The 26,353-nt window shown below is 65.0% G+C and carries 26 protein-coding genes, 2 tRNA genes and 1 pseudogene; 20 read left to right on the plus strand and 9 right to left on the minus strand.

The annotated features are described in order from the left end of the window. Positions 1-555: 555 nt before the first annotated feature. Positions 556-1,284, plus strand: a complete 729-nt coding sequence (locus tag HMA55_RS08275; RefSeq protein ID WP_181192589.1) for an ABC transporter ATP-binding protein — start codon at positions 556-558, stop codon at positions 1,282-1,284. Continuing rightward, positions 1,284-3,818, plus strand: a complete 2,535-nt coding sequence (locus HMA55_RS08280) for an ABC transporter permease (RefSeq protein WP_181192590.1) — start codon at positions 1,284-1,286, stop codon at positions 3,816-3,818. The genes HMA55_RS08275 and HMA55_RS08280 overlap by 1 nt, the downstream gene beginning before the upstream one ends. A 4-nt stretch (positions 3,819-3,822) precedes the next feature. On the opposite strand, the gene HMA55_RS08285 is transcribed toward HMA55_RS08280, so the two are convergent. From HMA55_RS08285 to HMA55_RS08305, 5 genes are read right to left on the minus strand one after another with little or no spacing between them, the layout of a single operon-like run. Then, complete coding sequence (locus HMA55_RS08285; RefSeq protein WP_181192591.1) at positions 3,823-4,170, minus strand: FluC/FEX family fluoride channel; 348 nt, start codon at positions 4,168-4,170, stop codon at positions 3,823-3,825. 10 nt (positions 4,171-4,180) lie between these two features. Beyond that, a complete protein-coding gene (locus HMA55_RS08290; RefSeq protein ID WP_257802551.1) occupies positions 4,181-4,531 on the minus strand; it encodes a CrcB family protein in 351 nt (116 codons plus the stop codon). Positions 4,532-4,551: 20 nt separating this feature from the next. Then, positions 4,552-4,923, minus strand: coding sequence for a fluoride efflux transporter FluC (locus tag HMA55_RS08295; protein WP_235961884.1), 372 nt, complete (start codon positions 4,921-4,923; stop codon positions 4,552-4,554). Then, on the minus strand, positions 4,913-5,254 hold the full coding sequence (locus HMA55_RS08300; RefSeq protein WP_181192592.1) for a CrcB family protein: 342 nt from the start codon (positions 5,252-5,254) through the stop codon (positions 4,913-4,915). Before HMA55_RS08300 ends, HMA55_RS08295 begins: the two co-directional genes overlap by 11 nt. 10 nt (positions 5,255-5,264) lie before the next feature. After that, positions 5,265-6,683: an alanine/glycine:cation symporter family protein gene (locus HMA55_RS08305; RefSeq protein WP_181192593.1), complete on the minus strand. Its 1,419-nt coding sequence runs from the start codon at positions 6,681-6,683 to the stop codon at positions 5,265-5,267. A 108-nt stretch (positions 6,684-6,791) separates the two neighbouring features. On the opposite strand from HMA55_RS08305, the gene pgm reads away from it, so the two are divergent. From pgm to HMA55_RS08340, 7 genes are all read left to right on the plus strand, one after another. Next, on the plus strand, positions 6,792-8,417 hold the full coding sequence (gene pgm / locus HMA55_RS08310) for a phosphoglucomutase (alpha-D-glucose-1,6-bisphosphate-dependent) (protein ID WP_181192594.1): 1,626 nt from the start codon (positions 6,792-6,794) through the stop codon (positions 8,415-8,417). A 19-nt stretch (positions 8,418-8,436) separates the two neighbouring features. Continuing rightward, positions 8,437-8,919 (plus strand): MauE/DoxX family redox-associated membrane protein, encoded by a 483-nt coding sequence (locus HMA55_RS08315; protein ID WP_181192595.1) that lies wholly within the window; start codon positions 8,437-8,439, stop codon positions 8,917-8,919. A 58-nt stretch (positions 8,920-8,977) separates the two neighbouring features. Further along, complete coding sequence (locus HMA55_RS08320; protein WP_181192596.1) at positions 8,978-9,712, plus strand: DsbA family protein; 735 nt, start codon at positions 8,978-8,980, stop codon at positions 9,710-9,712. 124 nt (positions 9,713-9,836) lie between these two features. Next, a tRNA-Ala gene (locus HMA55_RS08325) sits at positions 9,837-9,909 on the plus strand. A gap of 43 nt (positions 9,910-9,952) precedes the next feature. Continuing rightward, positions 9,953-10,028 (plus strand) — tRNA-Ala (locus HMA55_RS08330). A gap of 53 nt (positions 10,029-10,081) precedes the next feature. After that, positions 10,082-10,522, plus strand: coding sequence for a methylated-DNA--[protein]-cysteine S-methyltransferase (locus tag HMA55_RS08335; RefSeq protein WP_181192597.1), 441 nt, complete (start codon positions 10,082-10,084; stop codon positions 10,520-10,522). Next, complete coding sequence (locus tag HMA55_RS08340; protein ID WP_181192598.1) at positions 10,515-11,276, plus strand: fructosamine kinase family protein; 762 nt, start codon at positions 10,515-10,517, stop codon at positions 11,274-11,276. Before HMA55_RS08335 ends, HMA55_RS08340 begins: the two co-directional genes overlap by 8 nt. Here HMA55_RS08340 and nadE read toward each other — a convergent pair. Beyond that, a complete protein-coding gene (nadE, locus tag HMA55_RS08345) occupies positions 11,273-12,088 on the minus strand; it encodes an ammonia-dependent NAD(+) synthetase (RefSeq protein ID WP_308239992.1) in 816 nt (271 codons plus the stop codon). The genes HMA55_RS08340 and nadE overlap by 4 nt on opposite strands. A gap of 123 nt (positions 12,089-12,211) precedes the next feature. Here nadE and ykgO point away from each other — a divergent pair, with 123 nt between their 5' ends. The 4 genes and pseudogenes from ykgO (at position 12,212) to nrdE (ending at position 15,637) form a co-directional block, all read left to right on the plus strand. Continuing rightward, positions 12,212-12,334 carry a type B 50S ribosomal protein L36 gene (gene ykgO, locus HMA55_RS08350; protein ID WP_038612879.1) on the plus strand — a complete coding sequence of 41 codons (123 nt, stop codon included), beginning with the start codon at positions 12,212-12,214 and terminating at the stop codon, positions 12,332-12,334. Between the two features lie 307 nt (positions 12,335-12,641). Next, positions 12,642-12,872 (plus strand): glutaredoxin-like protein NrdH, encoded by a 231-nt coding sequence (gene nrdH / locus HMA55_RS08355; protein WP_181192599.1) that lies wholly within the window; start codon positions 12,642-12,644, stop codon positions 12,870-12,872. Positions 12,873-12,938: 66 nt separating this feature from the next. After that, positions 12,939-13,358 (plus strand): annotated as a pseudogene (nrdI, locus tag HMA55_RS08360) (class Ib ribonucleoside-diphosphate reductase assembly flavoprotein NrdI); the annotation flags it as partial. A 113-nt stretch (positions 13,359-13,471) separates the two neighbouring features. Further along, entirely contained in the window at positions 13,472-15,637 is a 2,166-nt protein-coding gene (nrdE, locus tag HMA55_RS08365; RefSeq protein ID WP_181192601.1) for a class 1b ribonucleoside-diphosphate reductase subunit alpha, read from the plus strand. A 38-nt stretch (positions 15,638-15,675) separates the two neighbouring features. Here nrdE and HMA55_RS08370 read toward each other — a convergent pair whose 3' ends face one another. Further along, positions 15,676-16,392: a FadR/GntR family transcriptional regulator gene (locus HMA55_RS08370; RefSeq protein WP_257802547.1), complete on the minus strand. Its 717-nt coding sequence runs from the start codon at positions 16,390-16,392 to the stop codon at positions 15,676-15,678. A gap of 138 nt (positions 16,393-16,530) precedes the next feature. On the opposite strand from HMA55_RS08370, the gene nrdF reads away from it, so the two are divergent. The 3 genes from nrdF to HMA55_RS08385 all read left to right on the plus strand — a co-directional run bounded on the left by nrdF (position 16,531) and on the right by HMA55_RS08385 (position 20,363). Next, positions 16,531-17,520 carry a class 1b ribonucleoside-diphosphate reductase subunit beta gene (gene nrdF, locus HMA55_RS08375; RefSeq protein WP_181192603.1) on the plus strand — a complete coding sequence of 330 codons (990 nt, stop codon included), beginning with the start codon at positions 16,531-16,533 and terminating at the stop codon, positions 17,518-17,520. A gap of 275 nt (positions 17,521-17,795) precedes the next feature. Next, a complete protein-coding gene (ctaD, locus tag HMA55_RS08380; protein ID WP_235961886.1) occupies positions 17,796-19,553 on the plus strand; it encodes an aa3-type cytochrome oxidase subunit I in 1,758 nt (585 codons plus the stop codon). A gap of 90 nt (positions 19,554-19,643) precedes the next feature. Beyond that, complete coding sequence (locus tag HMA55_RS08385; RefSeq protein ID WP_257802546.1) at positions 19,644-20,363, plus strand: peptidyl-tRNA hydrolase; 720 nt, start codon at positions 19,644-19,646, stop codon at positions 20,361-20,363. On the opposite strand, the gene HMA55_RS08390 is transcribed toward HMA55_RS08385, so the two are convergent. Both HMA55_RS08390 and HMA55_RS08395 read right to left on the minus strand, forming a co-directional pair. Next, positions 20,353-22,317, minus strand: coding sequence for an ATP-dependent DNA helicase (locus HMA55_RS08390; RefSeq protein WP_181192604.1), 1,965 nt, complete (start codon positions 22,315-22,317; stop codon positions 20,353-20,355). The two genes, HMA55_RS08385 and HMA55_RS08390, sit on opposite strands and share 11 nt — an antisense overlap. Positions 22,318-22,320: 3 nt before the next feature. Then, positions 22,321-23,667 (minus strand): nicotinate phosphoribosyltransferase, encoded by a 1,347-nt coding sequence (locus HMA55_RS08395; protein WP_181192605.1) that lies wholly within the window; start codon positions 23,665-23,667, stop codon positions 22,321-22,323. A gap of 91 nt (positions 23,668-23,758) precedes the next feature. Between HMA55_RS08395 and clpS the strand changes: the two genes are divergently transcribed. The 4 genes from clpS to murI all read left to right on the plus strand — a co-directional run bounded on the left by clpS (position 23,759) and on the right by murI (position 26,323). Next, the gene (gene clpS / locus HMA55_RS08400) at positions 23,759-24,058 is read left to right on the plus strand and encodes an ATP-dependent Clp protease adapter ClpS (protein ID WP_181192740.1); all 300 of its coding nucleotides are present in this window, start codon (positions 23,759-23,761) and stop codon (positions 24,056-24,058) included. 10 nt (positions 24,059-24,068) lie between these two features. After that, on the plus strand, positions 24,069-24,608 hold the full coding sequence (locus tag HMA55_RS08405) for a DUF2017 domain-containing protein (protein ID WP_181192606.1): 540 nt from the start codon (positions 24,069-24,071) through the stop codon (positions 24,606-24,608). Positions 24,609-24,696: 88 nt separating this feature from the next. Beyond that, entirely contained in the window at positions 24,697-25,509 is an 813-nt protein-coding gene (locus HMA55_RS08410; RefSeq protein WP_181192607.1) for a rhomboid family intramembrane serine protease, read from the plus strand. A gap of 10 nt (positions 25,510-25,519) precedes the next feature. Then, a complete protein-coding gene (gene murI, locus HMA55_RS08415) occupies positions 25,520-26,323 on the plus strand; it encodes a glutamate racemase (protein ID WP_257802545.1) in 804 nt (267 codons plus the stop codon). Positions 26,324-26,353 lie beyond the last annotated feature (30 nt).

Genomic DNA, 26,353 nt, shown 5'->3' on the forward strand with positions numbered 1-26,353 from the left:
AACACACCCCCACCCCCGGGCCCTACTCGACAACCACAACCCGCACCACCACACCGCAATCAACAGCGGGGCTCTACCTATCGACAGGAGGCCACATACGCCGCGGTGGCAGTATCCGCACCCACGATGACGCCCACAGTGGCGAAAGTCGAGTACCCCAGGTCGAGCACACCCCCGCATAGCTTATGAACTCGACCTCCACTACTCGACCTCCGCCACCCGACACAGCGGCCCGCACCACCACCCGCGCACGATCTGACACTGGGCCCAGAATCAGGCCGTGTTCCCCCTGGTCGCCATTGATGATATGTCACATCATGCGCACACACCGCACACAACCCCGCTTAAACGGGAACCCATCGCGCAGGTTTTCGCTCCACACGGTTCGACTGTTCGGTTTTTCTCTGCCGATGTCGGAACAGCCCGCCACCAGGCGCTGCAAACCTGGCCCCGCCAAGCACCGGTGGCGTAATCGTCATGTCGACGGGGTGCGTATAGTCCCGGGAGGTAGATGGGAGGGCTTCGTCGCTCTCCAACGAGGAAGGATGAACCGAGATGGTTGAGGCAGCGGCGCGGGCGGTGGGCCTGGTAAAGACGTACGGGCGGGGTGACACGGAGGTCAAGGCGCTGGACGGCGTAGATGTTGAGTTCGGGAGGAACGAGTTCACGGCCATCATGGGCCCGTCAGGGTCTGGTAAGTCGACGCTCATGCACGTGATGGCGGGGCTTGATTCGTCGACCTCGGGGTCCACTTTCATCGGCGAGACGGACCTTTCGGGGCTCGGTGACAAGGAACTCACGGCGCTTCGGCGGGACCGGCTCGGCTTCATCTTTCAGAGCTTTAACCTTGTCCCCACGCTGACCGCTTCGGAGAACATCACGCTGCCGACGAATATTGCCGGCAAGCGGGTTGACCAGGGTTGGTTTGAGGAGGTCACGAATCGCCTTGGATTGTCTCAGCGGTTGGATCACCGGCCGGCGGAGTTGTCTGGCGGCCAGCAGCAGCGTGTCGCCTGCGCCCGCGCGCTGGTGAGCCGCCCTGAGCTTATTTTCGGTGACGAGCCTACCGGCAACCTGGATTCCAACGCCTCCCGCGAGGTTTTGGACATTCTCCGCACAGCGGTGGATAAGGACGGGCAGACGGTGGTCATCGTCACCCATGACGCCCGCGCCGCCTCCTACGCCGACAGGGTGGTGTTTCTGCGGGACGGCAATATTGTCGATGAGATGCGCGATCCGGATATGGACGCGATCCTTCGTGTTATGGCTGGCATGGAGGGCTGATGGGGAACACGCTGGGTAGGGTCTCGCTGCGCAATGTCGCGGCGCACAAGCTCCGTTTGGCACTGACGGTTCTTGCTGTTGTGTTGGGCACCGCGTTTCTGTCGGGTGCGCTGATGTTCACCAACATGCTGTCATCCACCTTCGATTCGGCGGTGGATACCGCGCTCGATGACGTGGATGCGGTTGTGCGGCCGGCCGAGGGCGAGGGCGGCATCGACAACGCGACGTTCGACGCCATCAGGGCCGAAGACGGCGTGGAGCGGGTGAATGTGTTCGCAGATGTTCCTGTGGTCGTGGCTAAGCAGGACGAAGTGGCGATTCAGACGCAGCTCGGCACCTCGCGTCTGATGCCGTATTACGGCCGGGAGGAGGCGGTCGGTGACACGCCTGTACTTATCGACGGCTCCGCGCCGACCGCCCCCGGGGAAGTCGCCATCAACGCGAACGGTGCGCGCCACTACGGCATTGCGATGCGCGAGAAGCTGATCGTGGTGGATAAGGACGGCCGCAACGAGCTTACGGTGGCGGGGCTCTACGACGACCCGCTGACGCAGGAGACGTCGCTCGTGTTGCGGGTGGGGGAGCGGGGCTTCCTTGACGCCTATACGGATGGGTCCACGGTTCCGGCGTTGACGGTGGGTGGGGGACCGGAGGTCGTCGATAGGCTGAGGGCGCAGTTTCCGGACTTACAGGTGCGCGCGGGTACTGAGGTGGCCGAGGAGATCTCTCAGCAAATCCGCGATGCGCTGAGCTTTGTCAGCTACTTCCTCGTGGCGTTCGGCCTGGTTGGCCTGCTGGTGGGGACATTCCTCATCGCGAACACGTTCTCCATGATCGTGGCACAGCGTACGCGGGAGTTCGCGCTGCTGCGGGCCCTCGGCGCCGCGCGGGGGCAGATCACCCGCTCGGTGGCGTTCGAGTCCGCGCTGGTGGGTCTCATCGGATCCGCCCTGGGTGTCGCCGGCGGTGTGGGGTTGGTGGCGCTGATCAGAGCAGGCATGAACTCGTACGGCATGGCGTTGCCCGAGGCGGGCACGGGATTATCCACCCGTGCGGTTGTGGTGCCGATAGTGGTGGGAACCGTGGTCACCGTACTGTCCGCTCTCGCGCCGGCGCGACGAGCCGGGCAGGTGCGCCCGGTGGAAGCGATGCGCTCCGGCGAAGCCTCCGCGCCCCAGCCGCTGCGCTGGCGCACCGTGGCGGGGTTGGCGCTTGTAGCTCTCGGCGTGGGCGCGGCAACGTACGCGATGTGTTGGGTCGAGGGGGCAACCGGGCGGCGCGCAGCCCTGGTTGGCGTCGCTGCGTTAGCGGCGATTTGCGGGTTGTTCCTGGCTGGTCCCGCGTTAAGCCTGCCGGTCGTGCCGCCCCTCGGGCGCGTCATTGGCGCGCCGTTTGGGGCGGTGGGCAAGCTGGCGTCTACAAACACTCGTCGCAATCCGCGACGCACTGCCACAACGGCGTTCGCCCTCATGCTGGGCATCGCGTTAGTGACCGTCATCGGCATGCTGGGTGCGTCGATGAAACGCTCCGTCGATGATGTCGCCACGACTGAGGTGAGCGCCGATTTCGTGCTGTCCGGCCCGCAGAACGGTGTGTTCCCGCTGCCCGAGGATTTGCCGGAGCGCCTTACCAGCGTCCGCGGCGTGGGCGAGACAGTCAGCTACACGCAAGCGCCAATTACGGTGGATGGCGAGTTTAGCTACCAGCTCGGGCCGGTGGGGCTGACGGATGTCCTGCGCGGCGACCCGGCCGACCTGATTTCGCTGGACATGGTGGAGGGCAACTCGAGCCTGACCGGCAGTACGGTCATCGCGCCGGAGGAGATCGCACGGCAGCGCGGCTGGCGGGTGGGCGACACCTTGCAGGTGGCGGGGCCTACCGGTGCGGCGGCGGAAGCCACACTCGGCGGCCTGTTCCGGGGCTCTAACATCCTGCAGTCGTTCGTGGTCTCGGACGAGGTAGCCGCGGCCACGGGGGCGCGGGGTGCGGGCCGCATCCTGATGATTGGCGTGAATAACGACGGCTCGGTCGACGAGGCGCAGTTGCGCGAGAACCTGGAGGATGCGGTGCGCCACGATATCGTGGTTCAGGTCCGGTCCACCGGGGACATGACCGGTGAGGTCTCGGCGATGATCGACCAGATGCTGTTCATCCTCTACGCGCTGCTCTCGCTGGCGGTGGTCATCGCCGTGCTGGGCATTGTGAACACGCTGACGCTATCCGTGATCGAGCGGCGACAGGAGATCGGCATGCTCCGCGCGGTGGGCACGCAGCGCCGCCAAATCCGCACGATGATCACCCTGGAGTCTGTGCAGATGACCGTGTACGGCGCTGCGCTCGGGGTGTTACTCGGCTTGGGGCTCGGGTGGGCGTTTCTCACCGTCCTCGAGGCGAAGGGATTGACGACGATTGTCGTTCCGTGGCCCCTCATCATGGCCGTCCTTGCCGGGTCGTTCCTGGTGGGCCTACTAGCGGCGGTATGGCCGGCGGGCAGGGCAGCGCGGACTCCGCCTCTGGACGCGATCGCGGAGTAGCGCCCTAGCCGAAGCCTACGGTGGCCCACTGCGCGCCCACGGCCGCGGCCGCCACCGCCCCGAGCGCGGTGCCCAACCCGTACTTCAGAGCGAGGGCGTATTCGCCGCTCTTGACCATCTCGCCCAACTGGCGCGCGAGCATGGACAGGGTGGACAGCGCTCCGGCGTACCCGACGCCCACGGCGGTGCGCCACGCCCCTGGCGCCGCCACCGAGAAACCGATGATGGCGGACGCGGCGACGTTGGCCGCGAACGTGGACGCCAGCGGGTGGTGGATCTCACGCATGAGGAACCAGCGGGTGAAGCCACCCGCAACGCCGCCGCCGAAGACAGCGGCGACCGTTGTTATCACGGGGATGAGGCTAAACATGGTGGCGCTCTCTGGCTGCGTCGCCACCCAACCACGCTAGGGTGGCGGTGGACAGACTGAGCACGATGATGAACACCGCCCACAACGGTGAGTTCGAGGTGGCGGCGAGCGCGACGGCGGACAGGGTGCTAAACCCCCCGAGGAAGCCGACTCCCCAAAACGCCCCGGGGCGGAAAAGCCCCATGGCAAAACACGCGAGCAGGTTCACAGCGAACGTCACCGCCAGAACCAAAGCTTCGGGGGAAGCGGGACTCACCCACACAAGCACCAGGTAGCGTGCGACAGCCCCAAGCCCCGCACCGAGCGCTACGGTAAGGCCGGTTTCCAGGTCGTCGAACTGCACATTCGTCCAGTGTAGCCCCCCTACCCGCTGAACGCGCGAAGGCCCCAGCGCATGCCGAACCAGGCTCCGACGATACCCAGCACGGCTGTGCGCAGTGCGTAGCGCAGGGCCTGCTGGCGCTTACCGGCCGTGATCATGTCCCCGAGTTCGCGCGAAAAGGTGGACCAGGTGGACAACGCGCCGGCGAATCCGGCGCCGAGCGCGAGCTGCCATGGCACAGGGCAGGCCACGGCGAAGCCCGCGACGGTGGAGGCTGCTACGTTCGCGGCGAACGTGGCGGCGTGGGTGTTGTGAATCAGCCGGGTCAGCCCGTAGCGCGCCATGCCGCCGAGGACACCGCCCGTGAATACGACGGCCATGGTGAGCGCCAATCCGAACCAGCTAGGAGACATGGCGCCGCTCCCGGAGGGTGTCGCCAAGAAGGTAGGCGGCTATAGACGTCGCAAAGCTGAGCACCACAAGGACCAGGGCGTGGAGGGCCTCGGACTGCATCGCCGCGACCGAGATAGCGGAAAAGGTGGTCAACCCGCCGAGGAAGCCCGTGCCCCACACCGGCCCCGGCTTGAAGGCGCCCATGGCGAAGCATCCGGCGATGTTGACAGCGAACGTCAACGCAAGTGCAGACGCGGACCCCGGGGCGGCGCTAAGAAGCACAAGGTGCCTCGCGACGGCCCCGAGACCCGCCCCGAAGCCGATCAGCAGTGCAGTCCGGAGATTTTCCACGGCGCAGAGTCTAACGCCAGTTCATCTTCTGGCGTGCGACGAAGCCGGCGACCTCGTCCGGCGACTTTGTCAGCTTCGGGTCCCAGTCCAGGTACTCGCGGGTTTCACGCACCACCAGACCGGACAGGATGAGCAGACCGATGAGGTTGGGAATGGCCATCAGGCCGTTGGACAGGTCGGAGAACGTCCACGCCAGCTCCAGCGACGCTACGGCGCCGACAAAAGACAGGGCGGTGAAGAACATGCGGTAGGGGATGGAGGCCCAGTCGCCCACGAGCGCCACGATGGCGCGCTCGCCGTAGTAGGACCAGCCCAAGATGGTGGAAAACGCGAAGAAGATCAGGGCGACTGAGACGATGAGGCTGCCCCACTCGCCGGGCAGAGCCTGGCCGAACGCGGAGGCGGTCATGATCGCGGCCTGGTCGCGGCCCATGTCCCACGTGCCGGCGGTGACGATGACCAGGCCGGTGATGGTGACCACGATGATGGTGTCGATGAACGTCTGCGTCATGGACACCAGCGCCTGGCGCGCCGGGTGCTGCGTCTTCGCGGCCGCGGCGGCGATCGCCGCCGAGCCCATGCCGGACTCGTTGGAGAAGATGCCGCGGGCCACACCGAACTGGATGGCTAGCATGATGCCAGAGCCCACGAAGCCGCCTGTTGCGGCGGTGCCGGTGAATGCGTCGGTGAAGATGGTGGCGATCGCATCCGGGACGCGGTCCGCCATCAGAACTAGCGCGGTGATGCCGCCGCCGACGTAGATGACAATCATTAGCGGCACGAACGCGGCGGTGATTTTGCCGATGCCCTCGATGCCGCCGAGCACGGCAGCGCCCACGGCGAAGAAGATGATCACCCCGGCGACGTTGGGGCTGATGCCGAAGGCGTCGTTCATGCCTGCGGCGATGGAGTTGCCCTGGGCGAGGTTGCCGATGCCGAAGGACGCGAAGATAGTAAACAGCGTGAACGCCGCGGCGAGGAATTTGCCGAAGCCGCCGCCCACACCCCGTTTCAGGTACTCGTGCGGGCCGCCTTGCTGCTTGCCCTTCTTGTCGGTGGTGCGGAAGCGCACCCCTAAATAGGCCTCGGAGTACTTCGACGCCATGCCGACAATGCCGGTGACCCAGATCCAAAACAGTGCGCCGGGCCCGCCGATGGAGATCGCGGTGGCCACGCCGACGATGTTGCCGGTGCCTACCGTGGCGGCCAGGGCGGTGGTGAGCGCCTGGTAGTTGGAGATGTCTCCGGCGCCTTCTTCCGCCTTATCGACAAACGCGTGACGCGCGGCGCGTCCGAGTGTGCGGAACTGGATGCCGCGCAGGCGGATGGTGAGGAACAGGCCGGTGCCGAGTAGCAGGGGGATAAGCAGGAACGGGCCCCAGACGAAGGAGGAGACGGCGCTGAGGAAGTCGTTCATGGTGTCGAGCATGCCCAGCAGTAAAACATACGACAAAACGAATAGTATTAAGGTGGCGAGATTTACATTCACGCGCGATGATGGTGGTAAACGCCCGCTTGACCGCAAAGGAGAACGACTATGGCACACGAGCGCGCCGGCCAACCCGCACGCAGCGAAGACCTCATCGACATCGCGGAGGTGGTTGCCGCCTACTACACCCGCGACATCGACCCGGACAATCCGGACCAGCAGGTCGCGTTCGGCACCTCCGGCCACCGCGGATCCTCCCTGGACAACGCGTTCAACGAAGCGCACATCCTCGCCACCACGCAGGCGATCGTGGACTACCGCCGCGGCGAGGGCATCGACGGCCCGGTCTACATCGGCCGCGACACCCACGCCCTGTCGGAGCCTGCGATGCTCTCCGCACTCGAGGTGCTCATCGCAAACGAGGTGCCGGTGCTTGTCGACGCCTCCGGCCGCTACACCCCCACCCCGGCCGTCTCCCACGCCATCCTGACCCACAAGGATGGGACGGCCGACGGCATTGTGGTCACCCCGTCCCACAACCCGCCGCGCGACGGCGGCTTCAAATACAACCCGCCCACCGGCGGGCCGGCCCCGGCTGAGGCGACCGATTGGATCGCCGCCCGCGCGAACGAGTACATCAAGGCGGGGCTGGAGGGGGTCCGGAGGACGTCGGTAAGCGGCGTGCTGGACGCACGCGCCGGGAAGTTCGACTACCTCGACCACTATGTGTCCGACCTGGGCAACGTGGTGGACCTGGACGCGATCAAGGCGTCCGGCCTGCATATCGGCGCCGACCCCATGGGTGGGGCGTCCGTGGACTACTGGGGTGCGATCGGGGAGCGCTACGGGCTGAACCTCGAGGTGGTCAACCCGAACGTGGACGCTACGTGGCGGTTTATGACCCTGGACACCGACGGCAAGATCCGGATGGACTGCTCCAGCCCGAACTCCATGGCCTCGCTTGTGCATAACCGCGACAAGTTCGACCTGGCAACCGGCAACGATGCGGACGCAGACCGCCACGGCATTGTCACCCCGGACGCGGGGCTGATGAACCCGAACCACTACCTCGCCGTGGCCATCGAGTACCTGTTCAGCCACCGCGACGGCTGGGCCGCGGGGACTGCGGTGGGCAAGACGCTGGTGTCGTCTTCCATGATCGACCGCGTGGTGGCCTCGCTCGGCCGCGAGTTGGTGGAGGTGCCAGTCGGGTTCAAGTGGTTTGTGCCGGGGCTTATCGACGGCACCATCGGGTTCGGCGGCGAAGAATCCGCCGGCGCGTCCTTCCTGCGCAAGGACGGCACGGTGTGGTCCACCGACAAGGACGGGCTGATCATGGACCTGCTGGCCGCGGAGATCACCACCGTGACCGGCGCAACCCCGTCCCAGCGTTACGCGGAGCTGGAGCGGCAGTTCGGCTCGCCGGCGTACGCGCGTATCGACGCCCCGGCGGGCCGCGAAGAAAAGGCGAAGTTGAAGGCGCTGTCGGCGGAGCAGGTCACGGCGGATACGTTGGCGGGCGAAGCGATCGTCGCAAAGCTGACGGAAGCTCCTGGCAACGGCGCAGCCATCGGCGGCTTGAAAGTGACCACGGAAAACGCGTGGTTCGCGGCGCGCCCCTCTGGCACCGAGGACAAGTACAAGATCTACGCGGAATCTTTCAAGGGCGAGCAGCACGTGAAGCAGGTGCAGGAGGAGGCCCAAGCGCTCGTCGCGGACGTGCTGGGGCAGTAAGTGGACTAATGTTCTGGTAATGAGCACTACGACGACTCCAGCCCCGGCGCGCGACACCAAAGCGCTGGTGCTGGATATCCTCTCAGCCCTTGCGCGCTTCTATATGGCGTACGTGTGGATCGACGCCGGCACTTCGAAAATCGGCGTCCCGCTCGACGTGACCAAGACCATCGAGGCCTACGAGATCTTCACCCCCGACTGGTCCTACCTGCTGGCGCACATCATCGGCCCGCTGGAGTTGGCGGGCGGACTGCTGCTGCTGTTGGGGATCAAGCTGCGCTGGTCCGGCAAGGTCTCCATCATCGTTTTAGTGTTGTTCATCATCGGCATGCTGTCAGCGTGGCAACGCGGCCTGGTCATTGACTGTGGTTGCTTCGACCCCTCCGCCGCAGGGGAGGGGGAGACTAACCTGCTCGTCACGGTGGCGCGTGACGTGCTCTACATCGCAATCACAGGGTTTATGATGTGGCGCCCGTTTAAGAAGTTCGCTGTCTACCCCTAAACTTGGCTGGGTAAGCAGCATCCGACATGCCTCCCGGCACGCACAACAGGAGATAACTGTGACCACACGCAAAGTGGAGAATCCGAACAAGAAGGGTAGCGCGGCCTTCATCTGGGCCGTCGTCGCTGTCATTGCCATCGCTCTGTTGGTGATCGGCCTCATCGTCTTCAACGGCCGCGAGAACCGCAGCGCCGCGAAGCAGGAAGAGCTGTTCGACACCACAGGCATCAACGTCGCATGGAACGAGGACGAGGACATCATCCACCTCACCGGCGACAACAAGGACGCGAAGACCGCCGAACTGTTCGAGGACTTTTCGTGCACCCACTGTGCGGACCTGCACATCGCCTCCGATGAGGCAATGATGGAAAAGCTCAAGGCGGGCCAGATCAACGTGGACCTGCGCCCGATGACCGCACTGGATAACGGTCAGGTCGGCCACTCCACCGAGGCTCTCGCCGCTGAGCTTGCGATGTTCGCCCACGGCGACATCGCGCAGGCATTCACTATCCGCGACTACCTGTTCCAGAACCAGCAGTCCGCGTACAACAAGTACGACAACGACGGCTTCGCCGACATGGCGGCCGAGTACGGCGCGTCGAAGGAAGCGGTGCAGGACATTCGCGACGGCAAGTACGTGGATACCGCCAAGCGCATGGGCGACAACAACCGCAAGTACCAGGAAGACAACACCGGCGAGGCGTGGACCCCGCGTGTGCTCGTGGACGGCAAGGACATCGAGGACATCCAGGGCAAGCGCGACGACTGGCCGGAGACCCTCTCCCAGCTCTAACGCTTGAGTTACCCGCCGCCTCATCCCGCAGTAAGGGATGGGGCGGTTTTGCGTGGTACCGCGCACAATCGCTGGGGATTTGGAGGCCCTCGTCCTCGGCTGTATATTTACGTGAGTTATCCAAGGGGCTATGGCGCAGTTGGTAGCGCACCACACTGGCAGTGTGGGGGTCACGGGTTCGAATCCCGTTAGCTCCACTTAACAACTACATATTCTTTGTGGTGGCGCAGCCGCCGCAACGGGGCTATGGCGCAGTTGGTAGCGCACCACACTGGCAGTGTGGGGGTCACGGGTTCGAATCCCGTTAGCTCCACCAATGAACACTGCCCGGCCGCATATGCCGGGCAGTTTTTCGTATCGTGGGGTGGCATGGATTCACCAATTGGGGCACTACGCGTCGTGGGTGGTGGCGCGGGCGTTTCTCGGGTGTGCTTTGCAGGGGAGCCCCTGCCTATCGACGCACCTTCGGACTACCCCGCAGCCGCCCAGCAGCTGGCCGAGTATTTCGCAGGCGAGCGCAGGGATTTTACCGTTCCGCTAGACCTGCGCGGCGTCACGGCGTTCCGCGGCTTGGTGCTGCGTGAGCTGGCGAAGGTGCCGTACGGGCGGACCACCACTTACGCAGAACTGGCCCGGGCGGTGGGTAACCCGAAGGCCGTGCGCGCGGTGGGCAGCGCGTGCGCGACTAATCCGCTGCCCCTGTTCATTCCGTGCCACCGGGTGCTGCGCAGCGACGGGCAGCTCGGCGGCTACCGTGGCGGTGTTCAGGCGAAACGCTACTTGTTGGAATTGGAGGGCATCGATGTCTGAGGTGTTTGTGAAGCATGGCAGCGCGCCCGGGGCTGCGGCGGCCGAGGCGGCGTACCTGCGTTGGCTGCGCGAAGGGTCGAATGCGGTGGTGGAGGTGATCGATGTGGACGAGGACGCGAACACCCTGACCATCGAGCGGGTGGAGTCCGCCCGCCCGACCGTGGAGGCCGCGCGCGCCGCCGGGCGCGAGCTGGCGGCTATCCACGCCATGGGCGCGGATGCGTTCGGCGCCCCGGCGCACGGGTGGGATGGTCCGAACTTCATCGGGACGCGGCGGCAGGAGTGCCGGCCAATGCGGCACTGGGCGCCGTTCTACGTGGAGCAGCGCGTGCTTCCCTTCGCCGAACACGCGGTGAAGGCGGGGAACTTGGGTGGGGGCGGTTTCGACGCGGTCAAGCAGGCGTGCGATGCGCTTGTGGAAGAAGACGAGGACGCGCCGCTCGCCCGCATCCACGGCGACCTGTGGGCCGGCAACCTTTTGTTCAGCCCGGACGGCCCGCGGTTTATCGACCCGGCGGCGCACGGCGGCCACCCGCTGACCGACATCGCGATGCTGGAACTATTCGGCGCTCCGCACCTCAGCGCGATTGTCGACGGCTATCTCGACGCCGGGGGATCGCTCGGCCGCGACTGGCAGCGGCGCATCGCGGTGCACCAGCTGCACCCGCTGGCGGTGCACGCGTGGACGCACGGCCCGTCCTACGGCTCGGCGCTTGTGCGCGCGGCTGAGGAGACCCTGCGGGGGGTGGGCTAGCGCCACCAGGTGTCGTTCGGGCCCGGCGGCAGGTGGCGCTTGTGCTGCCCGATGCGCCACAGGTGCTCGAGGCGTTCGGCGGCCTCTGCGGGGATCTGCTTGCCTTCCAGGTAGTCGTCGATGTGGGCGTAGGTGATGCCGAGCGCGTCTTCGTCGGGAAGCGCCGGGCGGTCCTCCTCCAGGTCCGCGGTGGGGACCTTCTCCCAGAGGCGCGGGTCGGCGCCGAGGTGCGCGAGCAGCGCGGCGCCCTGGCGCTTGTTCAACCCGGCCAGCGGCACGAGGTCGGCGGCGCCGTCGCCGTGTTTGGTAAAGAACCCGGTGACGTTCTCCGCCGCGTGGTCCGTGCCCACCACCAGCAGGCCGCGCTCGCCGGCGATGGCGTACTGGGCGATCATGCGCATCCGCGCCTTGACGTTGCCCTTGTTGAAGTCGCCGAGGCCGTCCGTTTTCAGCGCGTCCGCCACAGCCCCCGCCATGGCGGTAGTGGCTGGCTCGATGTCCACCGTGACCGTCTCATCGGGCTGGATGAAATGCAGCGCCAGCTGTGCGTCGTCCTCGTCGGCCTGCACGCCGTGGGGTAGGCGCACCGCCACAAACGTTGCGTCGCCCCCGCCCGCGCGGCGCTTTTCCACCGCCAGCTGCGCCAGGCGCCCGGCGAGCGTGGAGTCCTGCCCGCCGGAGATGCCCAGCACGTAGCCTTTCGCGCCGGTGGTGTCCAGGTAGTCCACGAGAAACTGCACCCGCCGGGCGATCTCGGTGTCCGGGTCAATGGTCGGTGCCACGCCGAGGGCGGCGATGATGTCAGACTGCATGGCGATCATGGTAGGAGGTTTTGATTCAGGGCGGGTGGTGTGTAACATTTACCCCCGTGTTGCGACCCGGCAGCCCGCCGTGCGTCGCTAATTGCAGGTAATCCGAGCAGAAAGGAGCGCCCGATGAAGGTCCGCAAGTCGCTTCGGTCGCTGAAGAACAAGCCGGGCGCCCAGGTTGTGCGTCGCAACGGCAAGGTTTACGTGATCAACAAGAAGGATCCCCGCTTCAAGGCTCGCCAGGGCTAAGCGCGAATCCTGCCCCGTCACCGGTTGGTGGCGGGGCTTTTCGCTTTTCGACGCCAGCTTCGCCCTCCCGCTCACGTTCCCCGAATTACACCGGTGGGAGCAGGGCGGTGTTTACGTTTGAACTACATGTAGGTCATTCCCGGACCTTATCCTGGGAATACCAGCCGTGTAACTACTACATGTAGTAGCGGTTGCCGATATTTCCCCCAAGGTATAGTGTTTCTTGGTGTTGCCCCGGGGGAGCCGAGGACGAAAAGAAATCCTCTGAATCCCCATCGGAAACCCGTAGAGAAAGAGCGCGAGAACCATGTCGATCACCCTTTACAGCAAGCCGGCCTGCATGCAGTGCAAGGCGACCGAGAAGGCTTTGACCAAGGCCGGGCTGGAGTTCACCACGGTCGACATCTCCCTCGACGACGAAGCCCGCGATTACGTGATGGCCCTCGGCTACGTGCAGGCCCCGGTCGTGGAAGCCAACGGCGAGCACTGGTCCGGTTTCCGTCCGGACCGCATCAAGGGGCTCGTCGCTGCCGCGTAAGCGCCGCGCCCGCAGTGGGGGCGGCGCCCCACGCTCGAAAACTCAACACGAAGAAAGGCAGCGGCCATGCTGGTGGTCTACTTCTCTTCCGCGACGGAAAACACGAAGCGGTTTGTGGAGAAGCTCGGCCTCCCGTCCCGGCGCATCCCATTGCGCAGGGCAGACCCCGAACTCGCCGTCGACGAGCCGTACGTCCTCATCTGCCCCACGTACGGCGGCGGCGCGAGTGTAAGTGGCGGCAACTCGCGGCCGGTTCCCGGGCAAGTGATCCGCTTCCTCAACAACGAGGGGAACCGGAGCTTGATCCGCGGTGTCATCGCCGCCGGAAACTCCAACTTCGGTGCCGATTTTTGCCTTGCCGGGAAGGTTATCGCCGACAAGTGTAAAGTCCCGTATCTGTACAGGTTCGAGCTCATGGGCTCGGCCGAGGACGTTGCGCACGTGCGCGGCCAACTCACCCAACACGCTGGGCGGTTGGGGCTGCGTGGGGGACCGGAGGTCGTCGATAGGCGTGGCACCCCGGACGAAGCCGAGCGGCTAGCCAGACTGCGCGAGAAATACTCCGGTAAATACAAACGAACAATCTCGAAGGACACAAAGTGACAAGCCAGACCCTGGGTAAGAATGTCCCGGCGCCGGTCAACGAGCATGACCAGCTGGACTACCACGCGCTGAACGCGCTTTTGAACCTCTACGACGAAAACGGGCAGATCCAGTTCGACAAAGACCGCGAAGCCGCGAACCAGTTCTTTCTCCAGCACGTCAACCAGAACACGGTGTATTTCCACGACCTGGAAGAAAAGATCGACTACCTGGTCACCAACAAGTACTACGAGCCGGACACCATTGAGAAGTACGACTGGTCCTTTATTAAGGACACGTTCAAACGCGCGTACTCCTACAAGTTCCGCTTCAAGTCCTTCCTCGGCGCGTACAAGTACTACACCTCCTACACGCTGAAGACCTTCGACGGGCGCCGCTACCTCGAGCGTTTCGAAGACCGCGTGTCCATGACCGCACTCTTCCTCGCGGACGGCAACGAGGAGCTCGCGTCCGCGCTCGTGGACGAGATCATGACCGGCCGTTTCCAGCCGGCCACGCCAACGTTCCTCAACGCGGGCAAGGCGCAGCGCGGAGAGCTCGTGTCCTGTTTCCTGCTGCGTATCGAGGACAACATGGAGTCCATCGGCCGCGCCATCAACTCCTCGCTGCAGCTGTCCAAGCGCGGTGGCGGCGTCGCGCTGCTGCTGTCCAACATCCGCGAATCCGGCGCGCCCATCAAGCACATTGAGAACCAGTCCTCCGGTGTGATCCCCGTGATGAAGCTGCTGGAGGATTCGTTCTCCTACGCCAACCAGCTGGGTGCGCGCCAGGGCGCCGGTGCGGTGTACCTCAACGCCCACCACCCGGACATCATGCGCTTTCTGGACACCAAGCGCGAGAACGCCGACGAGAAGATCCGTATCAAGACCCTCTCGCTCGGCGTGGTCATCCCGGATATCACCTTCGAGCTGGCCAAGCGCAACGACGACATGTACCTGTTCTCCCCGTACGACGTGGAGCGCGTCTACGGCGTGCCGTTTGCAGACATCTCGGTGACGGAAAAGTACGAGGAGATGGTGGAAGACCCGCGCATCCGCAAGTCCAAGATCAACGCGCGCACGTTCTTCCAGACCATCGCTGAGATCCAGTTCGAGTCCGGCTACCCGTACATCATGTTCGAGGACACGGCGAACCGCGCGAACCCGGTGAAGACCGGTCGCATCAACATGTCCAACCTGTGCTCGGAGATCCTGCAGGTCAACTCGCCGTCCGTGCTGAACGAAGACCTGACGTACGCCGAGACCGGCCACGACATCTCGTGCAACCTGGGCTCGCTGAACATCGCCATGGCAATGGATTCCGACAACTTCGCGCGCACGGTGGAATCCGCCATCCGCGCGCTGACCGCGGTGGCGGACAAGACCTCCATCGAATCCGTGCCGCCGGTGCGCGACGGCAACAACGCCTCCCACGCTATCGGCCTCGGCCAGATGAACCTGCACGGGTACTTGGGGCGCGAGCACATCGAGTACGGCTCGGAGGAAGGCCTGGACTTCACCAACGCGTACTTCGCCGCCGTGATGTACCAATGCCTCCGCGCCTCGCACAAGATCGCTGTGGAAAAGGGCACCGCGTTCGCCGACTTCGGGCAGTCCGAGTACGCCACCGGCGAGTTCTTCGACCGGTATGACCCGGAGGACTTCCAGCCGAAGACCGACAAGGTCAAAGAGCTGTTTGCGAATTCCGATATCGCGGTACCCACGGCACAGGAGTGGGCGCAGCTGAAAGAAGACATCGCCCGCGACGGTATTTACAACCGCTACCTGCAGGCGGTGCCGCCCACCGGATCGATTTCCTACATCAACAACTCCACGTCGTCGATCCACCCGATCGCGTCCAAGATTGAGATCCGCAAGGAAGGCAAGATCGGCCGCGTCTACTACCCGGCGCCGCACATGGACAACGAGAACATCGACTACTTCAAAGACGCCTACGAGATCGGCTTTGAAAAGATCATCGACACGTACGCGGTGGCTACGAAGTACGTCGACCAGGGCCTGTCTTTGACCCTGTTCTTCAAGGACACGGTGACCACCCGCGACATCAACCGCGCGCAGATCTACGCGTGGCGCAAGGGCATCAAGACCTTGTACTACATCCGCCTGCGCCAGATGGCGCTGGAGGGCACGGAGATCGACGGCTGCGTTTCCTGCATGCTGTAGGGCAGTGGCGGCCGGTGTGCCCACAGTTGGCGCGCGGGTTACATCTCCATGAAGTCGTTCACGCCCCGAAGGAGACGTCGAGAAGCGTCTTCTGCTGCATCCGCGTCGCCGCGCGAGATCGCGGCGGCGAGGTCCACGTGAATCTGCATGGTGTCCACGTGCGGGTCGTCCGGCATGATGCCGTAGAGCGCACGCCCGCTCATGATGTCCATGATCGGCTGGGTCAGCGCGATGAACATCTCGTTGCGGGACGCCTCCAGCATGACCGCGTGAAATTCCAAATCCGCCTCCTGGAAGGCGTCGGAGTTTCCCGCATCCTGGCCGGCTAGCTCCACGATGCGGTCTGCGAGCTGCTCCAGGCGGCGAGCCTGCTCCTCGGTGGCGTTGGTGGCGGCCAGTCGGGCGGCGCCGGGCTCGATGGCATCGCGCAGATCGCGAAGCGACGCCAGCTGCGCCGGACGCTGCTCTTCGCTGCGCAGACGCCAGGAGATGACCGAGTGGTCGAAGACGTTCCACTCGCTTTGCGGCAGGACCCGCAGACCCACGCGCCGCGACGAAGACACCAGGCCAAGTTGCTCCAGCGCCCGCATGGCCTCCCGGGCCACAGTGCGGGAGATGCCGAATCGCTCCGACAGGTCGTGCAACGTAAACGTATGGCCCTCAGGTTGCTTTCCGGAGACGATCTCCTCGCCGAGGGTGTCCAAGATCGAGGACAGCAAGGGCTCAGAGGACCGATGACCGCTCGCATCAGCCACGGCGAGACCTCCTTTATAAAACGACGGTTGCGTGTGTACCGGGGTAGTGTAGGCCATGCCTGAACGCCTCTATGTCATTGCTCGCGGGCGGCCCTCCACGGGCGCCGTGTTGGTTGACACGGAAGTAGGATGGTCGCCATGACTGAGGATTACGCGCGTTACCTGGAGTCCCACACAAAACCGGTGAAAGCTATCAACTGGAATAGCGTCCCGGACGACAAGGACCTAGAGGTGTGGGAGCGCCTGACGGGCAACTTTTGGTTGCCGGAGAAGATCCCGGTGTCCAACGACATTCCGAGTTGGAACACCCTCACGGACGAGGAGAAGCAGGCCACCATGCGCGTGTTCACCGGCCTGACGCTGCTGGACACCATCCAGGGCACGGTTGGTGCCGTGTCCCTGCTGCCGGATGCGACCTCCCTGCACGAGGAGGCGGTGCTGACCAACATCGCGTTCATGGAGTCCGTGCACGCGAAGTCGTACAGCAACATCTTCATGACACTTGCGGACACCCCGGCGATCAACGACGCCTTCCGCTGGTCCGAGGAAAACGAGTACCTGCAGCGCAAAGCGAAGATCATCATGAGCTACTACGCGGGTGACGATCCGCTGAAGCGCAAGATCGCCTCCGTGATGCTCGAGTCTTTCCTCTTCTACTCGGGGTTCTACCTGCCGCTGAACTGGTCGGTGCATTCCAAGCTGACCAACACCGCCGATATCATCCGCCTGATCATCCGAGACGAGGCGGTGCACGGCTACTACATCGGCTACAAGTACCAGGTGGCGCTGCGCGGCGAGAGCGAGGAGCGCAAGGAAGAGCTGAAAGACTACGCCTTTGAGCTGCTCTACGACCTGTACGAGAACGAAAACCAGTACACCGAGGACATCTACGATGCACTCGGCTGGACCGAGGACGTGAAGCGCTTCCTGCGCTACAACGCGAATAAGGCGCTGAACAACCTCGGCTACGAGGGGTTGTTCCCGGTGGATGAGACCAAGGTGTCGCCTGCCATCCTCGCGTCACTGTCGCCGAACGCCGACGAAAACCACGACTTCTTCTCCGGCTCCGGTTCGTCCTACGTGATCGGACGCGCGGAGGACACCCAGGACGACGACTGGGACTTCTAGGCGATAGCTTCTCAACGTCCATCCGGCTATCCAAGCCCCGGCTCGCCCCGACGAGCCGGGGCTTGCGTGTGTTCGCTGGTGCCGTGACCACACGCATGCTCACGCGTCACACGAGTGCCGGCGCGGGGTGCTTTGACCCCGCACGGGGGCACCATGGCGAGAGGCTGGAAAAACAATGTGTGGAGCGTTATGCTGATCCGGTATCACTCGTGGCAACTGTGCCTCCCATCAGCCTGCGCTGGAGGAGGTGCGGTTGCTGTAGTCAGGAGGATCAGATGACCGCTGTGGCACCGCGGCTGGACAACTACGTCCCGCCGACACGCCCTGAGCCCACGGGCAACGCCCGCAAGGGCTCGAAAATTTACAAGCAGCTCACCACGACCGACCACAAAGAACTGGGCATCATGTACATCATCATGTCCTTCATCTGGTTCTTCGTGGCCGGATTGATGGCGCTGCTCATCCGCGCCGAGCTTTTCAGCCCGGGCCTGCAGTTCTTGTCCAACGAGCAGTTCAACCAGCTGTTCACCATGCACGGCACCGTGATGCTGCTTGCGTTCGGTACCCCGATTGTCTGGGGCTTTGCCAACTACGTGCTGCCGCTGCAGATCGGCGCTCCGGACGTGGCCTTCCCGCGTCTGAACGCGTTCGGCTTCTGGGTGACCACCGTCGGCGTCGTCGCGATGCTCCTCGGCTTTGTCACCCCGGGCGGCGCGGCCGACTTCGGCTGGACCATGTACATGCCGCTCGCTGACGCAGTCCACACCCCGTCCGTGTCGGCGAACCTCTGGGTTGTCGGCGTGGGCGCTACCGGTGTCGGCACCATCGCCTCCGCGGTGAACATGCTGACCACCGTGATCACCATGCGCGCACCGGGCATGACCATGTTCCGTCTGCCGGTGTTCACTTGGACCGTCTTCGTCACCTCCATCATCGCCCTGATGATCTTCCCGCTGCTGACCGCTGCGGCGATGGGTGTGCTCTACGACCGTCTGCTGGGCGGCCACATCTACGACACCGCTAACGGCGGCACCATTCTGTGGCAGCACCTGTTCTGGTTCTTCGGCCACCCCGAGGTGTACGTTCTGGCCCTGCCGTTCTTCGGCGTGATCTCCGAGATCGTCCCGGTGTTCTCCCGTAAGCCGGTCTTCGGCTACATCGGCCTGGTGTTTGCAACCCTCGCCATCGCTGGTCTGTCCATGGCTGTGTGGGCGCACCACATGTTCGCCACCGGTGCGATTCTGCTGCCGTTCTTCTCTTTCATGACGTTCCTGATCGCCGTCCCGACCGGCGTGAAGTTCTTCAACTGGCTGGGCACCATGTGGAACGGCCACCTCACGTTCGAGACCCCGATGCTGTGGGCCACGGGCTTCCTGTTCACCTTCCTCTTCGGTGGTCTGACCGGCATCATGCTGGCCTCCCCGCCGCTGGACTTCCACCTGCACGACTCCTACTTCGTGGTTGCGCACTTCCACTACACCCTCTTCGGCACCGTGGTGTTCGCCTCCACCGCTGGCGTGTACTTCTGGTTCCCGAAGATGACGGGCCGCATGCTGGACGAGAAGCTGGGCAAGATCCACTTCTGGTTCACCGTCGTCGGCTTCAATATGACCTTCCTGGTCCAGCACTGGCTGGGCAACATGGGTATGCCGCGCCGCTACGCTGACTACCTGGACACCGACGGCTTCACGCTGCTGAACCAGGTCTCCACGGTTGGCGCGTTCATCCTGGGCATCGGCTTCCTGCCGTTCATCTGGAACGTGTTCAAGTCCTGGCGCTACGGCGAGATCGTCACTGTTGATGATCCGTGGGGCTACGGCAACTCCCTCGAGTGGGCAACGTCTTGCCCGCCGCCGCGCCACAACTTCACCGCCCTGCCGCGCATCCGCTCCGAGCGCCCTGCGTTCGAGCTGCACTACCCGCACATGGTGGAGACCCTGCGCCGCGAGGCGCACGCTGGCCACCACGACTCCGGCAAGGCAGGCAACCACGAGTTCGCCGCCGCAGAGGGCAACGCTCGCACCACGAGCTAGTTGCGCCTCACTGGCCTCCTGAAGGACACCCCCGCTCCGGCGGGGGTTTTCTTCTTCCTCGGGGTTTGCCGGAGGAGTAGCGTGGGCGCGGTGGTTGACCAAAATTTCGCATCTGCGCACGAGCTGCTCCGCCTACGCGTGTCGGGGGACTACAAAGCGCGCACGGAGGATCCGCAGGACCCCCAGACTGTTCAAGCGATGCAGCTGGCGATCAACCTGCCAAAGCAGGACCCGCCGCTGCGCAACCAAGTCCTCAGCGACGCGGCCCGGGCCGCTGTAGCAGTCTGCCTTGATCCGCGGGCCGGGGAGGACGGGTTCTGGCGCGAGGCGCTGGATCAGTGGTACTCGCACCGTATTAGGAAAGTGGCTCGTCGCGCCCGTAATAAGGCGTGGGACGACGTCCAGGCGCTACCCGGCGTGACGGTTGGCGCCGTACGCGCATTTGTTCCATCGGCGGTATCTGAGGTGCCGCACGAGATAGCCAAGCTCCAGATAAAAGGCACGGAGCTTGAGCCGGGGGAGGAGCTGCCCATTGTCGACGGCGAGCCGTTAATCGCGCTAGATGCCTCCCTTGGCATGTCCGCCGGCAAGGCCGCAGCGCAAGTGGGGCACGCGTCAATGCTGCTCGCGGCGGCCCGGGATACCGATTGGGGGTACCACTGGGCGGAGTCGGGGTACCCGCTGAACGTCCGGGAGTTGCCCAACGCCGAATTTGCCGCGCTTGCGGCGAGGCCAGGGGCGGTAGCAGTCCGCGATGCAGGGTTCACTGAGGTTGCACCAGGCTCCACCACCGCCGTCGCTATCGCTTAGCCACCAGCCTGCGCAACGCCCCGCGCACCACCTGGGGGTCCGTGGTGTCCCAGAACGGCGGCAAACTGCGGCGGATAAATGAGCCGTAGCGTTTGGTTACCAGCCGGTTATCCAATACGGCGACAACGCCGCGGTCGGTGACCGAACGCAGGAGACGGCCGGCGCCCTGGGCCATAAGCAGCGCCGCGTGCGTGGCGGAGACCTCCATAAACCCGGAGCGGCCCGCAGCGTCTGCGGCGTTCGAACGGGCCTGCAACAGTGGGTCGTCTGGGCGGGGGAACGGTATGCGGTCGATGATGACCAACGAGCACGCACTGCCCGGGACATCCACTCCCTGCCAGAGGGTGAGGGTGCCAAAGAGGCAGGAGTTTTCGTTCTTCGCAAACGCGTCCACGAGCGCGCCGGTGGAGTCCTCGCCTTGCAGCAGAATGTCGAAGGGGAGGCGGGCACGCATCGCCTCGGCGGCCTGCTCGGCGGCGCGGCGCGAAGAGAACAAGCCGAGTGTCCGGCCGCCGGCGGCGGTGATCAGCTCCTCGATCTCGTTGAGCGTTTCCGCCGGCAAGCCGTCGCGCCCCGGGGTAGGCAGGTGCTTGGCGGTGTACAGGATCCCAGCTTTCGCAGGGTCAAAGGGCGTGCCGGCATCCAGCCCGTCCCAGCTGCCCTTGGGCAGGCCCCACGACGCCGCCATAGCGTTGAAGTTGCCGCCTACGGTAAGGGTGGCGGAGGTGAGCACGACGGTGTGTTCGCCGAAGAGCTTCTCGTGCAGCAGGCCCGCCACGGACAGCGGTGCGACGGAGACGGAGTCCCCATAGCGCTCCGAGCGGGTCAGCCACACCACGTCGTGGTGTTTGGCGGGGTCTGGCTCGTCGAACACCTCGAGGATGCGCACCACCGCGTCGTGCAGGTCCTCCAGGTGGTTTTTCAGGTTTGCTCGTTCGGCGAACCTCTCAGGGTCGTTTTCGGACTCGCCTGGTGGGGCGTCGGCGATGCCCGTGCGGGTCTTCCACAGCGCGTCGCGAAGCGCGGCGAACGCCCCGCGTGCAGGCTCCGAAATCGTCTCCCAGCGGCCCGGTGCTTCCAGGTCGATTGCGGCCGTGAAGTCGTCGATGACGTCCTCCAAGGTTTCGCGGGCCGGCCCCAACTTGTCGGCGCGGCGGGCGGCCATAGCCAGCGCGCGGGCGGAAATCTCCGAGGTCGCCACGGAGGTGATCCGGCCGTCGAGCTCGTGCGCCTCGTCGATGATCACCGCGTCGTGTTCGGGCAGCACAGCCACGTCCGCCAGCGCGTCGATGGCCAGCAGCGCGTGGTTCGTCACCACCACGTCCACGTCTTTCGTGCGCTCCCGGGCGATCTCCGCGAAGCACTCCTCCCCGTGCGGGCAGCGTGCGGCGCCGAGGCACTCGTTGGAGGTCACGGACACCTGGCGCCACGCCATATCGGGCACGCCAGGCACCAGATCGTCCCGGTCGCCGGTCTCGGTGTCCTGCGCCCACTCGGCCACGCGCTTGACGTGTTTGCCCAGCCAGGATAGGTCTTCTTCCTCGATGAGGGATTCCGAAGGTGCGTCGTCAAGCATGAGCTTGTGCAGGCACACGTAATTGTTGCGGCCCTTTTGAATGGCAAAGGTGGGGCGCTGAGGCAAGAGCGGCTCGAGCGCGTCGGCGAGCCGGGGCAAATCCCTATCGACGAGCTGACGCTGCAGCGCGATCGTCGCCGTGGACACCACCACGGTGGTGCCGTTCGCCTGCGCGTGGCGGATGGCCGGGACAAGGTACGCAAGCGACTTGCCGGTGCCGGTGCCCGCCTGCACGGCGAGGTGGCGCTCCGAGTCGAGCGCTGCGGTCACGGCCTCGGCCATCTTCACCTGGCCGGGGCGGCGGGCGCCGCCGAGCGCGTCGACGGCAGCCTCCAGCAGGTCGGCGGTGGACTGGCTCAGAGGTTCGTCTGTAGCCACGGCCTACTCGGTGGGCTCCGGAAAGCCGACGAACTTGGTGGGGATGGCCACTTCGCCACGCGAGAGCGCGAGACCCTCCCACGGAAGGGTGCGGCGGGCGGCGGCGTGCAGCTCCCGGATCTCCTCGATGCTGGGTTGGCCGTCCACGATCTCGCCGTCCCGAATCAGCGGCACCGTCATCTCGCGGTAGTCCAGGTTCGGTTTGCGCGGCACGTCCAGGCCGAGGGGGTGCACCACTTCGCCGACTGCAACGCCGGAGGAGCGGTAGGCGCGGAGAGCAGACTTGCCCCCGCCGTATGTGACCTTGCCGGAGGAGCGCTTCGCCACCGGGTGGCCGTCCACCTCCACCAGCTTGTACACCAGGCCCGCGGTGGGGGCGCCGGAGCCGGTGACTACGGAGGTGCCCACGCCGAAGCCGTCCACCGGGTCTCCGCGCAGGCCCGCGATGGCGAACTCGTCCAGGTCTGAGGAGACGATGATGCGGGTGTTGAACGCGCCGGCCTCGTCCAGCTGCTTGCGCACGCGGCGCGACACGATGCCCAGATCGCCCGAATCGATGCGCACGCCGCCCAGCTCGGTGCCGGCGACCTCGAGCGCGTTCTCCACGCCCTTGGTGATGTCGTACGTATCCACCAGTAAGGTGGTGTCCACGCCCAAGGATTCGATCTGGCCGCGGAAGGCGGCCTTTTCGTCGGGGTTGCCGTCCTCGTCCACGTGCAGCAACGTCCACGAGTGCGCGGATGTGCCTGAGGCGGGGATGCCGTAGCGCAGCGAGGCCTCCATGTTCGAGGTGGCGTTGAAACCGGCGATGTAGGTCGCGCGCGCCGAGGAGACGGCGGACTGCTCGTTGGTGCGGCGCGACCCCATCTCGATGATCGGGCGCCCATCCGCGGCGGAGACGATGCGTGACGCCGCCGATGCGACGGCGGAGTCCGAGTTGAGGATGGACAGAATGACCGTCTCCAAGATCACGCACTCCGCGAACGTGCCGCGCACCGTCATAAGGGGCGAATACGGGAAGTACAGCTCGCCCTCGCGGTAGCCGTCGACCTGGCCGGAGAACCTGTAGTTTTCCAGGTACTCACGCGCCTCGGGCGATAGGAATTCCGCTGAATCCAGCTGGTCCTGGGTGAAACGGAATTTCGTAATCGCATCCAACACCCGCTCCGTGCCCGCGACCACGCCGTAGCGGCGCTCGTTGGGCATGCGGCGGCCGAAGACCTCGAAGATACAATTGCGTTGTGCGGTGCCGTCTTTGATCGCAGCGTCGAGCATGGTCAGCTCGTACATATCCGTGAAAAATGCGGTCGAGCCACGGGTGCCGGTGGAGTGGGTGAGAGTCTCGTTCATGGTGAGACAGCGTACCCTTCCGGCCCGAGAAGGTAAGGTGGTGCACATGTTTTCCTCAGCCGATTTTCCTGCGGGCGAGCGCGCCCAGCGCATGGGTTCGCCGCTGGCAACCCCGGAGTTGGATGAGTCCGTCGACGTCGAGGTGGCCACGAGCGAGAACCTGCCGTGGCTGTGCATCGTGTGGGACGACCCGGTGAATCTGATGAGCTACGTCACCTACGTGTTCCAGACCGTGCTGGGGTACGACCGCAAGCGGGCCACCGAGCTGATGATGCAGGTCCACACCGAGGGCAAGGCCGTGGTCTCCTCGGGCGAGAAAGACAAGGTGGAAACCGACGTGAAGAAGCTGCACACCGCAGGCCTGTGGGCCACGATGCAGCAGGCAGGGTAGGGGGAGTTTTATGCAGCCCTGGCGCAAGAAAAAGGGCCTGATGCGCTCGACGCCGAAGTACACCACGGTCTTCGACCCGATGGAGCGGGAGGTGATCGGCGACCTGACCGCCACGGTGTCGGAGGCGCTCATCGCGCGCGCCCAGTCCGCCCCGAAGGACGAGTTCGCGGAGATGCTCGGCGTCGCCACCGGCCACACCGAGGCGCCGCAGGATCCGCGTCTGGCAAGGTTGCTGCCCGATTTCGAGCGCGAGGGCGACGAGGAGTTCGACGGCGACAACGGGCTGCTGCGCAGCTTGCACGAGAACGACATCATTCGCGCCAAGCTGGTGAATCTGCAGGTGGTCAACGCTGCGCTCGGCCCCACGGGCGGCGTGGAGGTAACCATTGAGGAAGGCGAGGCGCACCAATTCATCGCCGCGCTCAACGACATGCGCCTCTACGCCTCCGCGGACGACTCCGGCAGCGAGGCCGCTCGCGAGGACCGCCAGCGCCTCGTCGACTGGCTTGCGTTCTGCCAGGATTCCCTACTTGATGCCCTGATGGGCTAAGGCGTATCGACGTTCCTTCGGCCCCCTCCGCGCTCGGTGGCGTTACCGCTGCGCCCGGTAGAGGCAGACCGGCTAGACTCCAACGGCGATGAGCAACCAGAACAGCACCCCGCAGGGCTGGGGCTACGGCCAAACCGGGCAACCGGGGTACGGCAAACCCTTCCAGCGCCCGTTCTCCCACCCGGATCAACAACCGCCGGCGTTCGGCGGACCGCAGCCCTATAACCCGTACGCCACGCCGCAACCGTACGGGCAGGACCAGGGGCAGGGGCGCCGGAGGACGTCGAAAAGAAAAGCCCAGCGCAAGACGGGGCTGCGCTTCGCAGGCGGCTTCCTCGCCGTCATCTGGGCGGTGTTCATCCTCGAATTCTTCTTCCCGTGGCTGCAGGCGTTCGGCATCCACCCCCTCGATCCTTCTGGTCTGCCGTTCATTGTCACCTCGCCTCTGCTCCACGCCAACCTTGAGCACATCGTGTCCAACTCGCTGCCTGGCGCGCTGTTTGCGTACCTGGTGGGGTACTCCGGCAAGCGCGTGTTCTGGGAGGTGACCACGCTGGTGGTCGTCATCGGCGGCCTGGGCACCTGGCTGCTGGGCGGGGTGGGCACGAACCACATCGGCGCTTCGGGGCTGGTGTACGGGTGGTTGACGTACCTGATTGTGCGCGGCTTTTTCAACCGTTCGCTCAACCAAATCCTCACCGGCGTCACCCTCGGCTTTTTCTACTCCGGCCTAATTTACGGCGTGCTCCCGGGCACGGAGGGCGTGAGCTGGCAGGCGCACCTGTTCGGGGCTGTGGGCGGGTTCATCGCAGGCATGATGATCACGTCAGACGACCCACCGGAGTTGGTGGCGAAGAAGCAGGCCAAAGCGCTTGAGAAGCAGGCGCGCAGGCAGGGATAGTATGTCCGGCGTGGATACTCACTCCGGCAACAACGCTCCCATCGGGCTCTTCGACTCTGGGGTCGGCGGTCTGACCGTCGCCCGCGCAGTGATGGACCAGCTGCCGGGCGAATCCCTGATCTACATCGGCGACACCGCCCACGGGCCGTACGGCCCCCAACCCATCGCGGACGTACGGGCGCACTCGCAGCGCATCGCCGACGAGCTGGTGGAACGCGGCTGCAAAATGCTCGTTATCGCGTGCAACACCGCCACCGCGGCGTTCCTGCACGACGCCCGCGAGCGGTACGATATCCCGGTCATCGAGGTGATCCAGCCAGCGGTGCGCCGCGCCATCGCCACAACGCGAAACCGCAAGATCGGCGTCATCGGCACCCAAGGCACCATCAACTCGGGCGCGTACCAGGATCTCTTCTCCATCCATCCGGGCCTTGAGATCACGGCCGCCGCGTGCCCGGAGTTTGTGCCCTTTGTGGAGCAGGGCAAGACCTCCGGCAAGGAGGTCCTCGAGGTGGCCCGTGGGTACGTTTCGCCGCTGCGCGACGCTGGCGTGGACACGCTCGTCCTCGGCTGCACGCACTACCCGCTGCTCTCCGGCGTCATCCAGATCGCGGTGGGCGATGAGGTCACACTCGTGTCGTCTGCGGAGGAGACCTCCAAGGATGTGCTGCGGGTGCTCACCGAGCGCGAGATGCTTCACGACGGCGATTCCGCCCCCACCCACATCTTCGAATCCACCGGCGACCCCGATACTTTCGACGCGCTGGCCCGCCGCTTCCTGGCACCGCCGGTGCACGCGGTGGGCCGCGGGTAGGGTAGTTGGCGTTTTTAGTAGGAATTTCCC

Origin of the sequence: Corynebacterium wankanglinii (assembly GCF_013601005.1) — a bacterium.
GTDB lineage: Bacteria > Actinomycetota > Actinomycetes > Mycobacteriales > Mycobacteriaceae > Corynebacterium > Corynebacterium wankanglinii.

Bases quoted from the DNA above. Each gene is read 5' to 3' on its own strand.
- HMA55_RS08395 (WP_181192605.1), bottom strand. From the start codon at position 23,667: ATGAACGAGACTCTCACCCACTCCACCGGCACCCGTGGCTCGACCGCA.
- clpS (WP_181192740.1), top strand. From the start codon at position 23,759: ATGGGTTCGCCGCTGGCAACCCCGGAGTTGGATGAGTCCGTCGACGTC.
- ykgO (WP_038612879.1), top strand. From the start codon at position 12,212: ATGAAGGTCCGCAAGTCGCTTCGGTCGCTGAAGAACAAGCCGGGCGCC.
- HMA55_RS08340 (WP_181192598.1), top strand. From the start codon at position 10,515: ATGTCTGAGGTGTTTGTGAAGCATGGCAGCGCGCCCGGGGCTGCGGCG.
- ctaD (WP_235961886.1), top strand. From the start codon at position 17,796: ATGACCGCTGTGGCACCGCGGCTGGACAACTACGTCCCGCCGACACGC.
- nrdH (WP_181192599.1), top strand. From the start codon at position 12,642: ATGTCGATCACCCTTTACAGCAAGCCGGCCTGCATGCAGTGCAAGGCG.
- HMA55_RS08405 (WP_181192606.1), top strand. From the start codon at position 24,069: ATGCAGCCCTGGCGCAAGAAAAAGGGCCTGATGCGCTCGACGCCGAAG.
- nadE (WP_308239992.1), bottom strand. From the start codon at position 12,088: ATGCAGTCTGACATCATCGCCGCCCTCGGCGTGGCACCGACCATTGAC.
- HMA55_RS08315 (WP_181192595.1), top strand. From the start codon at position 8,437: ATGAGCACTACGACGACTCCAGCCCCGGCGCGCGACACCAAAGCGCTG.
- pgm (WP_181192594.1), top strand. From the start codon at position 6,792: ATGGCACACGAGCGCGCCGGCCAACCCGCACGCAGCGAAGACCTCATC.
- nrdF (WP_181192603.1), top strand. From the start codon at position 16,531: ATGACTGAGGATTACGCGCGTTACCTGGAGTCCCACACAAAACCGGTG.
- HMA55_RS08280 (WP_181192590.1), top strand. From the start codon at position 1,284: ATGGGGAACACGCTGGGTAGGGTCTCGCTGCGCAATGTCGCGGCGCAC.
- HMA55_RS08275 (WP_181192589.1), top strand. From the start codon at position 556: ATGGTTGAGGCAGCGGCGCGGGCGGTGGGCCTGGTAAAGACGTACGGG.
- HMA55_RS08410 (WP_181192607.1), top strand. From the start codon at position 24,697: ATGAGCAACCAGAACAGCACCCCGCAGGGCTGGGGCTACGGCCAAACC.
- HMA55_RS08335 (WP_181192597.1), top strand. From the start codon at position 10,082: ATGGATTCACCAATTGGGGCACTACGCGTCGTGGGTGGTGGCGCGGGC.
- HMA55_RS08295 (WP_235961884.1), bottom strand. From the start codon at position 4,923: ATGTCTCCTAGCTGGTTCGGATTGGCGCTCACCATGGCCGTCGTATTC.
- HMA55_RS08305 (WP_181192593.1), bottom strand. From the start codon at position 6,683: ATGCTCGACACCATGAACGACTTCCTCAGCGCCGTCTCCTCCTTCGTC.